The organism is Solirhodobacter sp. (assembly GCF_964715405.1).
The window spans coordinates 88,522-104,678 of record NZ_CBAICG010000002.1; the positions used below are offsets into that span (position 1 = coordinate 88,522).

The window sequence follows — 16,157 nt, forward strand, 5'->3', positions numbered from 1 at the left end:
CCCGGCGAAAAGTTGTTCTTGCCATATCGTCCCTGGCCCGGCTTCATGCAAGACAGGGAAACAAGGGCGCGCCCCGCTTTACGCCGCATCGGGCGGGTGCGCAACGGCCTTGGACGGGGAGACGGCGGCAGGTCAAACGACATGGCAGAGATCGCGTTTCTTTTGAACGGAACGCCGGTCCGGGTGCGCGACGCGCCACCGACGCGGACGCTGCTCGACTGGCTGCGCGAGGATCGCGGCCTGACCGGCACCAAGGAAGGCTGCAATGAAGGCGACTGCGGCGCCTGCACGGTGATGGTCACCGATGCCGACGGCAGCCGCGCGCTCAATGCCTGCATCCTGCTGCTGCCGCAGCTTCACGGCCGCGCCCTGCGCACCGTCGAGGGCATCGCCGGACCCGGCGGCGCACTGCACCCGGTGCAGCAGGCGATGGTGGACCATCACGGCAGCCAGTGCGGCTTCTGCACGCCGGGCTTCGTCGTCTCGATGGCGGTCGGCCACCTGAACGGGCGCACCGACCATGACGACGTGCTGGCCGGCAACCTCTGCCGCTGCACCGGTTACGCCCCCATCCTCCGCGCCGCCGAGGCCGCCGAAGGCGCCCCGGTGCCGGACTGGATGCGCGCGGATCAGGACGCCCTTTCCTCATTCATCTTGGCGGAAATATCCTCGGGGGGGACCGGGGGGGCAGACGGCCTCCCCGGCGCCTTCCACCCCGCCACCTCTGACGACCTCGCCGAGTGGTATCTCGCAAACCCCTCCGCCACCCTGATCGCGGGCGCGACCGACGTCGGGCTCTGGGTCACCAAAGAGTTGCGCAGCCTCGCGCCGGTCGCCTTCCTCAACGGCATCGACGACCTTCAGCACATCGAGCGGCGCGACGAGATCGTGGCCATCGGCGCGGGCGTCACGATCGAGACGCTGCGGGCCGCGATGGCCGCGATGCACCCGGATTTCGCGGAACTGCTGCGCCGCTATGCCTCGGTGCAGGTGCGCAACGCCGCGACGATCGGCGGCAACATCGCCAACGGTTCGCCGATCGGCGATGCCCCGCCCGCGCTGATCGCGCTGGGGGCGACGCTGCACCTGCGCCGCGGCGACGAGATGCGGGCGATGGCGCTGGAAGATTTCTTCCTCGACTACCGCAAGCAGGACCGTCGGCCGGGCGAATTCGTCGCGGCGGTCAGTTTCCCCACCTCGGCGCCGGTCTTGCGCTGCTACAAGCTGTCAAAGCGCTTCGATCAGGACATCTCGGCGGTCTGCGGCTGTTTCAACGTGACGGTCAGCGGCGGCGTGGTGACCGAGGCGCGGATCGCCTTCGGCGGCATGGCGGGCATTCCCAAGCGCGCCGCGGCGGTGGAGGCGGCACTGACCGGCCAGCCCTGGACCGAAGCCACGGTGAAGGCCGCCCTGCCCGCCTTCGCCCAGGATTTCACCCCGATGAGCGACATGCGCGCCTCGGCCGCCTATCGGCTGGCAACCGCCACCAACATGCTCGTGCGCTATTTCCACGATCTGGCCGGGGCATCGGTGCGCGTGCTGGAGGTTGCGCCATGAGCGTTGCAAAACCCCTGCCCCACGATGCCGCGGCCCTGCATGTCACCGGGCAGGCGCGCTACATCGACGACATTCCCACCCCTGCGGGCACGCTGCATCTGGCCTTCGGTCTGTCCACCGTCGCGCACGGCGAGATCACGGGGCTCGACCTGGCCGCCGTGCGCGCCGCGCCGGGCGTGGTGAGCGTGCTGTCGGCGGCGGATTTCGACCCCATGCCGGATTGCTCGCCCTCGGCGGCGGACGAACCGCTGCTGGCGGTGGGAACGGTGCATTATGTCGGCCAGGCGGTGTTCCTCGTGGTCGCCGACAGCCATCTGGCGGCGCGCAAGGCGGCGCGGCTGGGCAAGGTGACGTATCGCGAACGTCCGGCGATCCTGACGGTCGACGACGCGCTGGCCGCCAATTCGCGCTTCGAGGGCGGCCCGGTGATCTGGGCGCGCGGCGATGCGGCCAAGGCGATCGCGGGCGCGGCGAAGGTGGTCGAAGGCCGCTTCGAGGTCGGCGGGCAGGAGCATTTCTACCTCGAAGGTCAGGCCGCGCTGGTATTGCCGCAGGAGGGCGGCGACATGCTGGTGCATTCGTCGACTCAGCACCCGACCGAGATTCAGCACAAGGTCGCCCACGCGCTGCACCTGCCGATGTCGGCGGTGCGGGTCGAGGTGCGCCGGATGGGCGGCGGTTTTGGCGGCAAGGAAAGCCAGGGCAACGCGCTGGCGGTGGCCTGCGCGGTGGTGGCGGCGCGAACCGGCCGACCCTGCAAGATGCGCTACGACCGCGACGACGACATGGTGATCACCGGCAAGCGCCACGATTTCCGCATCGGCTACCGGGCGGGGGTCGATGCCGAGGGCCGCGTGCTGGGGATCGAATTCCTGCAACTCGCGCGTTGCGGCTGGTCGATGGACCTGTCGCTGCCGGTCTGCGACCGCGCGATGCTGCATGCCGACAACGCCTACTGGCTGCCCCATGTGCGGATCGAAAGCCACCGGCTGAAGACCAACACGACCTCGGCCACCGCCTATCGCGGCTTTGGCGGGCCGCAGGGGATGATCGGGATCGAGCGGGTGATGGACCACGTCGCCCACGCGGTCGGGCGCGATCCGCTGGCGGTCCGGCGGGCGAACTTCTACGCGGAGAGTCCGGTGGAAGCGCCGGGGGGGCCGTCTGCCCCCCCCAGCCCGCCCAAGGGGCGGGCGTTCTTCGCTGGAAATCCTCCACTGGAGGATTTCCGGACGCTCATCCCCTCCGAGGATATTTCCGAACGGAAGAATGGGGGCGCGGTTCAGACCACGCCCTATCACCAGCCGGTCGAGGATTTCATCCTGAACGGGCTGGTGGCGCGGCTGGAGGCCTCGTCGGATTATTCGGCGCGGCGGGCGGCGATCGCGGCGTGGAACGCGGGCAGCCCTGTGCTGAAGCGCGGCATCGCGCTGACGCCGGTGAAGTTCGGCATTTCGTTCACGCTGACCCACCTCAATCAGGCGGGGGCGCTGGTGCATGTGTATCAGGACGGGTCGATCGCGATGAACCACGGCGGCACCGAAATGGGGCAGGGTCTGTTCCGCAAGGTGGCGCAAGTGGCGGCGGCGGCCTTCGGGGTGGATGCGGGGGTGGTGAAGATCACCGCGACGGATACCGCGAAGGTGCCCAACACCTCGGCCACGGCGGCGTCATCCGGGTCGGACCTGAACGGGATGGCGGTGAAGGCGGCCTGCGACACGATCCGGGCGCGGCTGGCCGATTTCCTCGCCGAGCGGCATCAGGTGAAGCCCGCGGAGGTGTATTTCGAGGAGGGCCGCGTCTTTGTCGGCGCGGCGGATTACAGCTTTGCCGAGGTGGCGGCGATGGCCTATCAGGCCCGGATCAGCCTGTCGGCGACCGGGTTCTATCGCACGCCGAAGATCGTCTGGGACCGGGTGAAGGGAGAAGGCCGCCCGTTCTACTACTTCGCCTATGGCGCGGCGGTGACCGAGGTGGTGATCGACACGCTGACGGGCGAGAACCGCATCCTGCGCACCGACATCCTGCACGACGCCGGCACCAGCCTGAACCCCGCGCTGGACCGGGGCCAGGTGGAGGGCGGCTATGTGCAGGGCGCGGGCTGGCTGACCACCGAGGAACTGGTGTGGGACGCGCGTGGGCGGCTGCGCACCCATGCGCCCTCGACCTACAAGATCCCGGCCTGCTCGGACCGGCCGCGGGTGTTCAATGTGAACCTGTGGGACGGCGCGAACCGCGAGGAGACCGTCTACCGGTCGAAGGCGGTGGGGGAGCCGCCGTTCATGCTGGGCATTTCCGCCTTCTTCGCGCTCAGCGATGCGGTGGCGGCCTGCGGCGACGGCTCGGTCTATCCGGCGCTCGATGCGCCCGCGACGGCGGAGCGGGTGCTGGCGGCAGTGCGGCGGGTGCTGGGCGATGTTTGATCTGGGCGCCCTGCGGATGGCGGTGGCGGCGCGGGGCCGGGTCGCCCGCGTGGTGATCGCGGCGCATGACGGATCCAGCCCGCGCGAGACCGGGGCGGCGATGCTGGTCTGGGACGGCGGGCAGGACGGCACCATCGGCGGCGGCGCGCTGGAGTGGGAGGCGACGCAGCGGGCGCGGCGGATGCTGGCGGGAGGCGGCCTACGGCTGGACCGGCAGGCGCTGGGGCCAAGCCTTGGCCAGTGCTGCGGCGGCGCGGTGACGGTGCTGACCGAGGTGTACGACGCCGACGCGGTGGCGCGGCTCGATGGCCCGGTGATCGCGCGGCAGGTGTCCGGCCCGGCGGGCGGGATGCCGTTGGCGGTGGCGCGGCTGCTGAACCGGGCGCGGGCCGAGGGCGTGGCGCCCCTGCCCCGGCTGGTGCAGGGCTGGATGGTGGAGCCGGTTGCGGCACCGGCGCGCGCGCTGTGGGTCTGGGGCGCGGGGCATGTGGGGCGGGCGATCGTGGCCGTGCTGGCGCCGCTGCCCGAGGTGGCGATCACCTGGCTGGACATGGCCGAGGCGCGGTTTCCCGAGGACGTGACGCCGGGTGTCACCCGGCTTTGGGCCGCGAACCCGGCCGATCTGGTGGCGCAGGCGCCGCGCGGGGCCGAACATCTGGTGCTGACCTATTCCCATGCGCTTGACCTGGACCTGTGTCACCGGCTGTTGCAACACGGCTTTGGCGCTCTGGGCCTGATCGGGTCGGACACGAAATGGGCGCGGTTCCGCAGCCGGTTGCGCGCGCTGGGCCATGCCCCGGAACGGATCGCGGCGATCCGCTGCCCGATCGGCGATCGCAGCCTTGGCAAGCATCCGCAGGCCATCGCCATCGGGGTGGCGGCGGAGTTCATACGACAGACCAGCGCAACCGCATCACAGAGGGACAGCGCGCCATGACAGGGACGGGGACGCAACAGGTTCTGCTGACCGTCGAGGGGATCACCAAGGCCTATCCGGGCGTGGTGGCGAACGCGAACGTGTCGTTTCGCATCATGGAGGGCGAGGTTCACGCCCTGCTGGGCGAGAACGGGGCCGGCAAATCGACGCTGGTGAAGATGATCTACGGCCTCGTGAAGCCCGACTCGGGGCGGATGACGCTGCGGGGGCAGGCCTACACGCCGGCCGAACCGCGGGCGGCGCGGGCCTCGGGCGTGGCGATGGTGTTCCAGCACTTCAGCCTGTTCGAGGCGCTGAACGTGGCCGAGAACGTCGCGCTGGGGATGGAGAACCCGCCGCCGCAGCGCGAGCTGTCGGCGCGCATCCGGCAGGTGAGCGAGGATTACGGCCTGCCGCTCGACCCTTCGCGGCTGGTCGGCGACCTGTCGGCGGGCGAGCGGCAGCGGGTGGAGATCATCCGGTGTCTGTTGCAGGAACCCAAGCTCTTGATCATGGACGAGCCGACCTCGGTGCTGACCCCGCAGGAGGTGGAGATCCTGTTCAAGACCCTGCGCCAACTGTCGGCCGAGGGGCGGGCGATCCTTTACATCAGCCACAAGCTGGAAGAGATCCGCGCGCTCTGCGACGAGGCCACGATCCTGCGGCGCGGCAAGGTGGTGGCGACCTGCACCCCGCGCGAGCGGTCGGCGCGCGAACTGGCCGAACTGATGGTGGGCGAGACGCTGACCCCGCCCGCCCGCACCGGCAAGGCGCCGGGGCCGGTGGCGCTGGATGTCACCGGGCTGTCGGTCGCCTCGCCCAACCCGTTCGGCACCTCGTTGAAGAACGTGCACCTGACGGTGCAGCGGGGCGAGATTCTCGGCATCGCAGGGGTGGCGGGCAACGGGCAGGACGAATTGCTGCTGGCGCTGTCGGGCGAGCTGAAAAGCGACAATGACGCGGTGAAGATCGACGGGCGCGGCGTCGGCCAGCTTGGCCCGAACGCGCGGCGGGCGGCGGGGCTGGTGGCGGCGCCCGAGGAACGGCTGGGGCACGCGGCGGCGCCCGACATGAGCCTGACGGAAAACGCGCTGCTGTCGGGCGCGGTTCGCAAGGGGCTGGTGACGCACGGAATGATCGACTGGGCGAAGACGAAGAAGTTCGCCGAAGCCATCGTCAAGGCCTTCGACGTGCGCACGCCGGGGGTGGGCACGGCGGCGCGCGCGCTGTCGGGCGGCAACCTGCAGAAGTTCGTGATCGGGCGCGAGTTGTCGCAAGACCCGGCGGTGATCGTGGTGAACCAGCCGACCTGGGGCGTCGATGCCGCGGCGGCGGCGGCGATCCGGCAGGCGCTGATCGACCGGGCGGCGGCCGGTGCGGCGGTGGTGGTGATCAGCCAGGACCTCGACGAGTTGCTGGAGATCGCCGACCGCTTCTGCGCGCTGAACGGCGGGCGGCTTTCGGCGCCGCGCCCCACGCAGGGGCTGACGGTGGACGAGATCGGCCTGATGATGGGCGGCGCGCACGGGATGGAGGTGGCCCATGCTCATTCTTGAGAAACGCCCGAACCCGTCGCGGTTCTGGGCCGGGATGACGCCGGTTCTGGCGGTGATCCTGACGATGATCGCGGGCGGCCTGCTGTTCGCCGCGCTGGGCAAAGACCCGGTGGAGGCGATCCTCGATATCTTCTACCTGCCCCTCTTTGGTGACAACGCCGACTATTTCCGCGCCCAACTGCTGGTGAAGGCCGGGCCGCTGATCCTGATCGCGGTCGGGCTCAGCCTCGGCTTCCGCGCCTCGATCTGGAACATCGGGGCGGAAGGGCAATACATCATCGGCGCGATCTGCGGCGCGGCGGTGGGGCTGGCGTTCTACCCGGCCGAACACTGGTACATCTTTCCGCTGATGGTGATCGCCGGGGCGCTGGGCGGCTGGGCTTGGGCGATGATCCCGGCGATGCTGAAGAACGCCTTCGGCACCAATGAAATCCTCGTGTCGCTGATGCTGGTCTATGTCGCCCAGAACATCCAAAGCTGGATGGCCTTCGGCCCGCTGCGCAACCCCGAAGGGATGGGCTTTCCCGGTAGCCGCAACCTGCAACAATACCCGGCGGCGTCGAACCCCGAACTGTTCCCGAACACCGGCATCCACTGGGGCGTGGTGGCGGCGGGGGTGGCCGTGGTGCTGGCCTATATCCTGCTGAAAAAGCACATCCTGGGCTTCCAGATCCGCGTCGCGGGTCAGGCGCCGCGCGCCGCCCGCTTTGCCGGGGTGGAGCCCAAGCACCTCTTTACCATCTGCATGGGCATCTCGGGCGCGCTGGCGGGGCTGGCGGGGATGTTCGAGGTCAGCGGGCCGAGCGGGCAGATTTCGACCAACTTCAACGTGGGCTACGGCTTTACCGCGATCATCGTGGCCTACCTTGGCCGCCTGAACCCGATCGGCATCGTGCTGGCGGGCCTGCTGCTGGCGCTGACCTACATCGGCGGCGAGTTGGCGCAACTGTCGCTGGGCCTGCCGTCCGCGGCGATCCAGGCGTTTCAGGGGATGCTGCTGTTCTTCCTCCTCGGCCTCGACGTGCTGTCGAACTACCGCATCCGCATCAAGGAGTCGCGCAAATGAGCGTTGGGGGGATTGATCTTGTCGTCCTGATCGCCACGCTGATGGTGGCGTCCACGCCGATCATGCTGGCGGCGATCGGCGAACTGGTGGCCGAAAAGGCGGGCTCGCTGAACCTTGGCGTCGAGGGCATGATGATCGTCGGCGCGATCTGCGGCTTCATCGCGGCGGTCGAGACCGGCAGCCCGGTGCTGGGCTTCGTGGCGGCGGCGGCTGGCGGCGCGCTGATGGCGCTGATGTTCGCCTTCCTGACGCAGGTTCTGCTGTCGAACCAGGTCGCCACCGGGCTGGCGCTGACGCTGTTCGGCCTCGGCCTGTCGTCGCTGCTGGGCCAGGGCTACAACGGCATCAAGCCACCGGCGACGCCGAAACTGTTCGGCAGCCTCGGCGAGTTGCCGGTGGTGGGGCCGATCGTGTTCGGCCACGACTGGGTGGTCTATCTGTCGCTGATCCTGATCGCGGGCACCTGGGCGTTCCTGAAATACACCCGCGCGGGCCTGATCCTGCGCGCGGTCGGCGAAAACCACGACGCGGCGCACGCGCTGGGCTACCGGGTGCGCACCGTGCGCACGCTGGCGCTGATGTATGGCGGCGCCTGCGCGGGCCTCGGCGGCGCTTACCTCAGCCTGGTGCGCGTGCCGCAGTGGACCGAGGGCATGACGGCGGGTGCGGGCTGGATCGCGCTGGCGATCGTGGTCTTCGCCTCGTGGAAGCCGTGGCGGGTCTTGCTGGGCGCCTATATCTTCGGCGGCGTAACGGTTCTTCAGCTCAGCTTTCAGGCGGTCGGCATCGCCATCCCGGTGCAGATATTGTCCACCGCGCCCTATCTGATAACCATACTGGTGCTTGTCATCATGTCGGCCCGTCGCGGCCGCGCGGCGCAGGGCGCGCCCGCATCGCTGGGCCGGGTGTTCCACGCCTCGCACTGAGGCATCAACTGACGAAACGACCTTCGGGCCCGTCGGGTCCGACAACAACGGGGAGACCACAATGAAACGCAGAGAATTCCTCGCCGCCACGGCGGCAACCGGCACCGTGCTGGCCACCGGCCTTGTGGGCAAGGCGCTGGCCGCCGAGCCGCTGAAGATCGGCTTCATCTACCTCGGCGTGCCGGGCGACGGCGGCTGGACCTACCAGCACGACCTCGCCCGCCTGGCGATGGAAAAGCACTTCGAGGGCAAGGTGGTGACCAGCGTCATCCAGAACGTGCCGGAAGGTGCCGACGCGGAACGCTCGATCACCCAGTTGGCGCTGGCGGGCAACAAGCTGATCTTCACCACCTCGTTCGGCTACATGGACCCGACGGTCAACGTGGCGAAGAAATTCCCCAAGGTGATGTTCGAGCACGCCACCGGCTACAAGCGCGCCGACAACCTTTCGACCTACGACGCGCGCTTCTATGAAGGCCGTGCGGTGATCGGCACCATCGCGGGCCGCATGACCAAGACCAACAAGATCGGCTACATCGCCTCGTTCCCGATCCCCGAGGTCATCCGCGGCATCAACGCCGCCTATATCCACGCGAAAAAGGTCAACCCGAAGGTCGAGTTCAAGATCGTCTGGGTCTCGACCTGGTTCGATCCGGCCAAGGAAGCCGACGCCGCGCAGGCGATGATCGACGCGGGCGTCGATGTCATCATGCAGCACACCGACTCCACCGCCGCGATGGCCAAGGCGCAGGCCGCGGGCGTCTATGCCTTCGGCCAGTCGTCCGACATGATCCAGTATGCGCCCAAGCCGCGGATTTCCTCGATCATCGACAACTGGGCGCCCTACTACATCCAGCGCGCGCAGGACATGCTCGACGGCAAGTGGAAAAGCCAGGGCGTCTGGATGGGCATCGGCTCGGGCGTGGTGCAGATCGGCGACATCACCGACGCGGTGCCCGCCGAGGTGAAGGCCGAGGCACTGGCGCTGAAGGACCAGATCGCCAAGGGCGACTACCATCCCTTCACCGGCCCGCTGAACAAGCAGGACGGATCGGTCTGGCTGAAGGACGGCGAAAAACCCGAAGACTCGATGCTGTCAGGGCTCAACTTCTACGTTCAGGGCATCGCGGGCGACCTGCCGAAATAGAACCGCCGAGACAATGGGAAGGCCCGGCCCGGCGCCGGGCCTTTTCCGTTTCGCTCAGAAAATGTCGCAGGCGACGCCGGAATTAAAAGAAAGACATATTCATCATATGTGATACATTTCCGACTCATGGCGACAAAGAACCCGCCGCAGGAGGAGCAAACATGGCACATATCGTCGTATTGGGGGCCGGACTCGGCGGGTCCATCATGGCCTACGAACTGAAGGACCAGATCCGCAAGGAAGACACCATCACCGTCATCACCAAGGATCCGAAATACCACTTCGTGCCCTCGAATCCCTGGGTTGCCGTCGGCTGGCGCAAGCGCGACGACATCACGGTCGACATCGCCCAGACGATGAAGCGCAAGGGCATCGCCTTCAAGGCGGTCCCGGCCGAGAAGGTGCTGCCCGAGGAAAACCGGATCGAACTGGCCGACGGCACCTCGGTCCCCTACGACTTCCTCGTGATCGCCACCGGCCCCGAACTGGCCTTCGACGAGATCGAGGGGCTGGGGCCGAACGGCGGCCACACCCAGTCGATCTGCCACGTCGACCATGCCGAAAACGCCTACACGGCCTTCGAGGACTTCTGCAAGAACCCCAAGCCGATCGTCGTCGGCGCGGTGCAGGGCGCTTCGTGCTACGGCCCGGCCTACGAGTTCTGCTTCATCCTGGAAACCGAACTGCGCCGCCGCAAGATCCGCGACAAGGTGCCGATGACCTTCGTCACCTCGGAACCCTACATCGGCCACCTCGGCCTTGATGGCGTCGGCGATACCAAGGGCCTGCTTGAATCGGCGATGCGCGAAAAGTCGATCAAGTGGAAGACCTCGACCAAGGTGAAGAAGGTCGAGGCCGGCAAGATGACCGTCGAAGAGATCAACGACGACGGCACCGTGAAGGCCGAGACCGAGCTGCCCTTCGGCTTTGCGATGATGCTGCCCGCGTTCCGCGGCATCAAGCCGCTGCGTGGCATCGAAGGCCTGTCGAACCCGCGCGGCTTCACCATCGTCGACAAGCACCAGCAGAACCCGAAGTACAAGAACATCTTCGCCGTCGGCGTCTGCATCGCGATCCCGCCGATGGGGCCGACCCCGGTGCCCTGTGGCGTGCCGAAAACCGGTTTCATGATCGAATCGATGGTGACGGCAACCGCCCACAACATCGGCAACATCCTGCGCGGCAAGGAACCCGATCAGGTCGGCACCTGGAACGCCGTCTGCCTCGCCGATTTCGGCGACAGCGGCATCGCCTTCGTCGCGCAACCGCAGATCCCGCCACGCAACCTCAACTGGTCGTCGCAGGGCAAGTGGGTCCACCTCGCCAAGATCGGCTTCGAGAAGTACTTCTTGCGCAAGGTGCGCAAGGGCACCTCCGAACCGTTCTACGAGGCCGCCACGATGAAGTTGCTCGGCATCGACAAGCTGAAGAAGGTCGAACAGGGCTGAGCCTGCGGGGCCGTCTGCCGCTTTCTTCTTGGTGAAAATACTCTCGGGGGGCCGTCATGGCCCCCTTGGCCATGACGGTCGGGGGGCAGACAGCCCCCCCTTGCCTTTCCGCCCCCGCTGGCCAAGATGCCGCCATGACACGCGATTTCATCATCATCGGCGGCGGCATCGCGGGCATTGCCGTTGCTGCCGAACTTTCGCGCCTTGGCACCGTGACGCTGCTGGAGGCCGAGCCCGTGCTCGCCCACCACGCCTCCTCGCGTTCGGCCGCGCTGTTCGAGCCGTCCTACGGCCTGCCGCCGGTCGTGGCGCTCAGCCATGCCAGCGCCCCGGCGCTTCAGGCGGCGGGGGTGCTCGGCCCGCGCGGCTTGATGATCGTCGCCCGCGCCGACCAGCGCGCCGACTTCGTCGAGGAAACCGACCGGATGGGGCTGGCCGAAATCACGCTCGACGCCGCCATCGCCCGCGTGCCCATCCTCAACCCGGCGACGGTGGCCTTTGCCGCGCTGGCCGACCACGCCTGGGACATCGACACCGACCGGCTGATCCAGGGCTACGCGCGCGACGCCCGGTCGCGCGGCGCCGAGATCGTCACCGCGGCCCCGGTGACCGCGATCCTGCGCGAGGGTGCGGGATGGCGCGTCGTCACGCCCAAGGGCGACCATACCGCCGCCCGCCTCGTCAACGCCGCCGGGCCCTGGGCCGATCATGTGGCGCGCATGGCCGGGGTGAAGCCCAAGGGCTTCACGCCCTACCGCCGCTCGATGGCGCGCATCCCGGCGCCGGGGGGGCAGGATCCCTCAGGCTGGCCGATGATCTTCGGCGCCGGTGAAAGCTGGTATGCCAAGCCCGACGCGGGCGCCCTGATCGTCTCACCCGCCGAGGAACATGCGATGGAACCGCACGACGCCTGGCCCGACGACATGGTGCTGGCCGAGGGGCTGGCGCGCTATGAGGACATGGTGACCGAGCCCGTCACCCGGCTCTTGGCCAGTTGGGCGGGCCTGCGCACTTTCGCGCCGGACCGGGTGCTGGTGATCGGCCCCGAAGCGGGTGATCCGACGTTCCTCTGGACCGCCGGCCAGGGCGGCTACGGCTTCCAGACCGCCCCCGCCGCCGCCGCCCTGCTGGCCGCGCTGGCAGAGGGCCGCACACCCGCCCTCGACCCCGCCACGGTCGCGGCCTTGTCGCCCGCCCGCTTCGGCTGACGCAGCGTCATATTCCATGTCGTGAATGAATTGACATGGGTCAAGGTGGGCTCTTCCCCGGCGTGCCATCCCGCAGGGAACGCCGGACGACCAGGAGGCCCCGATGACCTACAGAACCGAAATCCACGACATGCGCAGCGAGTTGCGCGTGCTGAACAAGGCCATCCCCGAGGTGGCCAAGGGCTTTGCCCAACTGTCGAAGGCCGCCCATGACGAGGGTGTGCTGGAGGTCAAGCACAAGGAATACGTCGCCGTCGGCATCGCCGTGGCGCAACGCTGCCAGCCCTGCATCAACTTCCACGTCGAGGCCTTGATGAAATCGGGCGCCACGCGCGCGGAACTGGCCGATGTGCTGGCGATGGCGATCCAGATGGGCGGCGGCCCGGCGCTGATGTATGCCGGTCACGCGCTCGCCTGCTGGGATGAACTGGCCGCCCCCGCTGCCTGAGCATCGGCAGAAACCAGCCGTGGTCAGGAAAACCTTACCTAAGGGAAACTCGCGTCTTAGTTGATTCTCGGTCAGGATAAAGCTGCGTCGAGTTTCCCGACGCAGCAACTTTATTTCAGGAATTGGAGATCGAGATGACCCGTTTCGTGGTTGACGTTGGTGACCTGAAGCTGTCGAAAATCCAGACCGAACGGATTTCGAACGCGATCCAGAGGGCCGTTCTCGGCCATCTGGCCGATGACGATGGCTGGTGCGGCACGCCGCCCTTCGTCATCCATTTTCCCCACCCCTGGCCCGGCCTGATCCTGCGGCCCAACATCGACCAGGTGATGATCGCCGAAAAGGCGGTCGAAAAGTCGCTCGCCGTCCGCGGATGAACGCCGTGACGGACGACCCGGCCGGGCCGTCCGTCGCGCGCACCTGCCCCAGCGCGCCCGCCCAACCGGGTGCGACGCTGCTGGGCCGGGTCGGCGCGGACGGCCGCGTCCATCATCTGCGCACCGCGCTGGTGGTGGACGAAGACTTCATCGCCCGCGCCCGGCTTCAGGGCCCGCCCGAGGCACGGATGCGGTTCGCCCACACCTGCGTCGAGGGCAAGTGCCAGCAGTGGACCGGCCATTCCTGCGGCGTGGCCGAAATGGTGCTGCAACACCTGGCGGTAATCGGGCACCCCGATGCCGGGGTCGGCATTCCCGCCTGCTCCATCCGCACCACCTGCCGCTGGTTCGACCAGAGCGGCCATGACGCCTGCCGCGCCTGCCGCTATGTGGTCACCGACCCGGGGCCGATGGCGGCGGAATGACGACGCGGGCCGCGCCGATGGTGCGGCCCGTTCGTCAGGATACCTAGCCGTCCACCCGGATTCGCGCGTTCGACGGGTCGAACGGGCTGTCTTCCGTCACCACGGCATCGAACAGGTCGCGGAACATCCGCACCTTCAGCCGGGTGCCCGTCACCGCGAGGTCTGCGCGCACATAGCCCATGCCGATCTGCTTGCCGAAGGCGACCGAATACCCGCCCGAGGTCAGGCGGCCGATCTTCACGCCGTCATGCAGCAGCGCCTCCTTGCCCCAGGGGTCGGCGTCGGCGGGCCCGTCGATCAGCAGCGTCATGCATTTCGACCGGATGCCCACGTCCAGCATCGCCTGCTTGCCCTGAAACTCCTTGCTCAGATCGACAAAGCGGTCCAGCCCGGCCTCCAGCGGCGTCGCATCGCGGCCCAACTCGTTGCCAAAGGCGCGATAGCTTTTCTCCTGCCGCAGCCAGTTCTGCGCGCGCGCGCCGACCAGCTTCAGCCCGTGCTTTTCGCCCGCCGCCATGAGCTGATCAAAGAGGTGGTTCTGCATCTCGATCGGATGGTGCAATTCCCAGCCCAGCTCGCCGGTATAGGCCACGCGGATCGCCATCACCGGCACCATGCCAAGCTCGATCCGACGCATCGACAGCCAGGGGAACCGTTTGTTCGACAACACCGTGGCCGGGTCGGCGTCCTTGACGATCTCTTTCAGGATGGCGCGGGCATTCGGCCCGGCCAGCGCGAAAACGCCCCACTGGGTGGTGACATCGTGGATGTCGACGTAACCGCCGCCGCTGCCGATGAAATCCTCGGCGGATTTGCGCAGGTAATCCGCGTCATAGGCCGTCCACGCCCCGGCCGAGACGAGGTAATACGAGTCCTCGGATAAACGAACGATCGTATATTCCGTCCGCGTCGTGCCGGTCGGCGTCAGCGCATAGGTCAGGTTGATCCGGCCCACTTTCGGCAGCGCGTTGCAGGTGAACCAGTCAAGGAACGCCGTCGCCCCCGGCCCGCGCACCAGATGCTTGGTGAAGGCGGTGGCGTCGATCAGCCCCGCCGTCTCGCGGATCGCCTTGGCTTCCTCCACCGCATACTGCCACCAGCCGCCGCGCCGGAAACTGCGGCTGGCGTGGTCGTCAAAGCCCATCGGCGCGTAGTAGTTCGGCCGGTCCCAGCCGTTGACCTGCCCGAACTGCGCCCCGCGCAGCTTCTGGCGGTCGTAGGCGGGCGAGGTGCGCAGCGGGCGGCAGGCTTCACGCTCCTCATCCGGGTGGTGCAGGACGAAGACATGCTCATAGCACTCCTCGTTCTTGCGCGCCGCGTATTCGGTCGTCATCCACGAGCCGTAGCGTTTGGGATCAAGGCTGGCCATGTCGATCTCGGCCTCGCCTTGCGTCATCATCTGGGCAAGGTAATGGCCGGTGCCGCCCGCCGCGGTGATGCCAAAGCTGAAGCCTTCGGCGATCCACATGTTGCGCAGACCCGGCACCGGGCCGACCAGCGGGTTGCCGTCAGGCGTGTAGCAGATCGGGCCGTTGAAATCGTCCTTCAGCCCGACCGACTCCGACGACGGGATGCGGTGGATGAACGACATGTATTCCGCCTCGATCCGCTCCAGATCGAGCGGGAAGAGGTCGGCACGGAAGCCTTCCGGCACATCGTAGAGGAACCGCGCCGGGGCGTTGCGTTCGTAGGGGCCAAGGATCCAGCCGCCGCGTTCCTCGCGCACATACCACTTGGCGTCGGCGTCGCGCAGCACCGGGTGTTGCGGATTGGTCTTGCGCCACTCGACCAGCATCGGGTCGGGCTCGGTCACGATGTACTGATGTTCGACCGGAATCGCCGGGAGTTTCACGCCCAGCAGCCGCGCGGTGCGTTGCGCATGGTTGCCGGTGGCGGTCACCACATGCTCGGCGTGGACCTCCACCTTCTCGTCGGAGGGCACTAGGTTGCCGCCCTGCTCCACCATCTTCGTCAGGCTGACGATCCACTCGGAACCGGTCCAGCGGTAGGCATCCACCTGCCAGCGCCGCTCGATCGTCACGCCATGCTGGCGCGCGCCCTTGGCCATCGCCTGCGTCACGTCGGCCGGGTTGATGTAGCCGTCCTGCGGGTGAAACAGCGCCCCCTTCAGGTCTTCGGTCCGCACCAGCGGCCAGCGGTCGCTGATCTCCTTCGGGGTCATGAACTCGTGGTAGACGCCCGCCGTCTCGGCGACCGACGAATAGAGCATGTATTCGTCCATCCGCGCATCGGTCTGCGCCATGCGCAGGTTGCCGACGACATAGAAGCCGGGGTTCAGCCCGGTTTCAGCCTCCAGCGCCTTGTAGAAATCGACCGAGTATTTGTGGATGTGGGTGGTGGCATAACCCATGTTGAACAAGGGCAGCAGCCCCGCCGCGTGCCAGGTGGAGCCCGAGGTCAACTCGTCGCGCTCCACCAGCATGGTATCCCAGCCGGCCTTGGCAAGGTGGTAGGCGATCCCGGTGCCCACGGCACCGCCACCGACGACAAGGGCTTTCACATGGGTCTTCATCGGGCCGACTCCCTGAGGGCAAGGTCTTTGGATCCATACATGCCAGAGGGGCGGAAATCCGGGAAGGTCGGCCCGACGCTTGGCGGCGGAAAACGACATGACCCCATCTTCGCGACACGCCCGCGCC

The 16,157-nt window shown here is 67.7% G+C and carries 13 protein-coding genes; 12 read left to right on the top strand and 1 reads right to left on the bottom strand.

Annotated features, from left to right (window positions below):
* The first annotated feature begins 141 nt into the window (after window positions 1–141).
* The 12 genes from xdhA (at window position 142) to AC11WY_RS01375 (ending at window position 13,497) form a co-directional block, all read left to right on the top strand.
* A complete protein-coding gene (gene xdhA / locus AC11WY_RS01320) occupies window positions 142–1,557 on the top strand; it encodes a xanthine dehydrogenase small subunit (RefSeq protein ID WP_482921731.1) in 1,416 nt (471 codons plus the stop codon).
* Window positions 1,554–3,980, top strand: a complete 2,427-nt coding sequence (gene xdhB, locus AC11WY_RS01325) for a xanthine dehydrogenase molybdopterin binding subunit (RefSeq protein WP_482921733.1) — start codon at window positions 1,554–1,556, stop codon at window positions 3,978–3,980. The genes xdhA and xdhB overlap by 4 nt, the downstream gene beginning before the upstream one ends.
* Complete coding sequence (gene xdhC, locus AC11WY_RS01330; protein WP_482921735.1) at window positions 3,973–4,917, top strand: xanthine dehydrogenase accessory protein XdhC; 945 nt, start codon at window positions 3,973–3,975, stop codon at window positions 4,915–4,917. The genes xdhB and xdhC overlap by 8 nt, the downstream gene beginning before the upstream one ends.
* Complete coding sequence (locus AC11WY_RS01335) at window positions 4,914–6,452, top strand: ABC transporter ATP-binding protein (protein WP_482921737.1); 1,539 nt, start codon at window positions 4,914–4,916, stop codon at window positions 6,450–6,452. Before xdhC ends, AC11WY_RS01335 begins: the two co-directional genes overlap by 4 nt.
* Window positions 6,439–7,518, top strand: a complete 1,080-nt coding sequence (locus AC11WY_RS01340; RefSeq protein WP_482921739.1) for an ABC transporter permease — start codon at window positions 6,439–6,441, stop codon at window positions 7,516–7,518. Before AC11WY_RS01335 ends, AC11WY_RS01340 begins: the two co-directional genes overlap by 14 nt.
* Window positions 7,515–8,444 carry an ABC transporter permease gene (locus AC11WY_RS01345; RefSeq protein WP_482921741.1) on the top strand — a complete coding sequence of 310 codons (930 nt, stop codon included), beginning with the start codon at window positions 7,515–7,517 and terminating at the stop codon, window positions 8,442–8,444. The genes AC11WY_RS01340 and AC11WY_RS01345 overlap by 4 nt, the downstream gene beginning before the upstream one ends.
* A 61-nt stretch (window positions 8,445–8,505) precedes the next feature.
* Window positions 8,506–9,591, top strand: a complete 1,086-nt coding sequence (locus AC11WY_RS01350; protein WP_482921743.1) for a BMP family ABC transporter substrate-binding protein — start codon at window positions 8,506–8,508, stop codon at window positions 9,589–9,591.
* Between the two features lie 161 nt (window positions 9,592–9,752).
* Window positions 9,753–11,039 (top strand): NAD(P)/FAD-dependent oxidoreductase, encoded by a 1,287-nt coding sequence (locus AC11WY_RS01355; RefSeq protein ID WP_482921745.1) that lies wholly within the window; start codon window positions 9,753–9,755, stop codon window positions 11,037–11,039.
* Window positions 11,040–11,173: 134 nt separating this feature from the next.
* A complete protein-coding gene (locus tag AC11WY_RS01360; protein ID WP_482921747.1) occupies window positions 11,174–12,247 on the top strand; it encodes an NAD(P)/FAD-dependent oxidoreductase in 1,074 nt (357 codons plus the stop codon).
* Window positions 12,248–12,350: 103 nt separating this feature from the next.
* Window positions 12,351–12,695, top strand: coding sequence for a carboxymuconolactone decarboxylase family protein (locus AC11WY_RS01365; protein ID WP_482921749.1), 345 nt, complete (start codon window positions 12,351–12,353; stop codon window positions 12,693–12,695).
* 134 nt (window positions 12,696–12,829) lie between these two features.
* A complete protein-coding gene (locus AC11WY_RS01370) occupies window positions 12,830–13,072 on the top strand; it encodes a hypothetical protein (RefSeq protein WP_482921751.1) in 243 nt (80 codons plus the stop codon).
* 5 nt (window positions 13,073–13,077) lie between these two features.
* Complete coding sequence (locus AC11WY_RS01375; RefSeq protein WP_482921753.1) at window positions 13,078–13,497, top strand: hypothetical protein; 420 nt, start codon at window positions 13,078–13,080, stop codon at window positions 13,495–13,497.
* A 43-nt stretch (window positions 13,498–13,540) separates the two neighbouring features.
* Here AC11WY_RS01375 and AC11WY_RS01380 read toward each other — a convergent pair whose 3' ends face one another.
* Entirely contained in the window at window positions 13,541–16,030 is a 2,490-nt protein-coding gene (locus AC11WY_RS01380; RefSeq protein ID WP_482921755.1) for a GcvT family protein, read from the bottom strand.
* Window positions 16,031–16,157 lie beyond the last annotated feature (127 nt).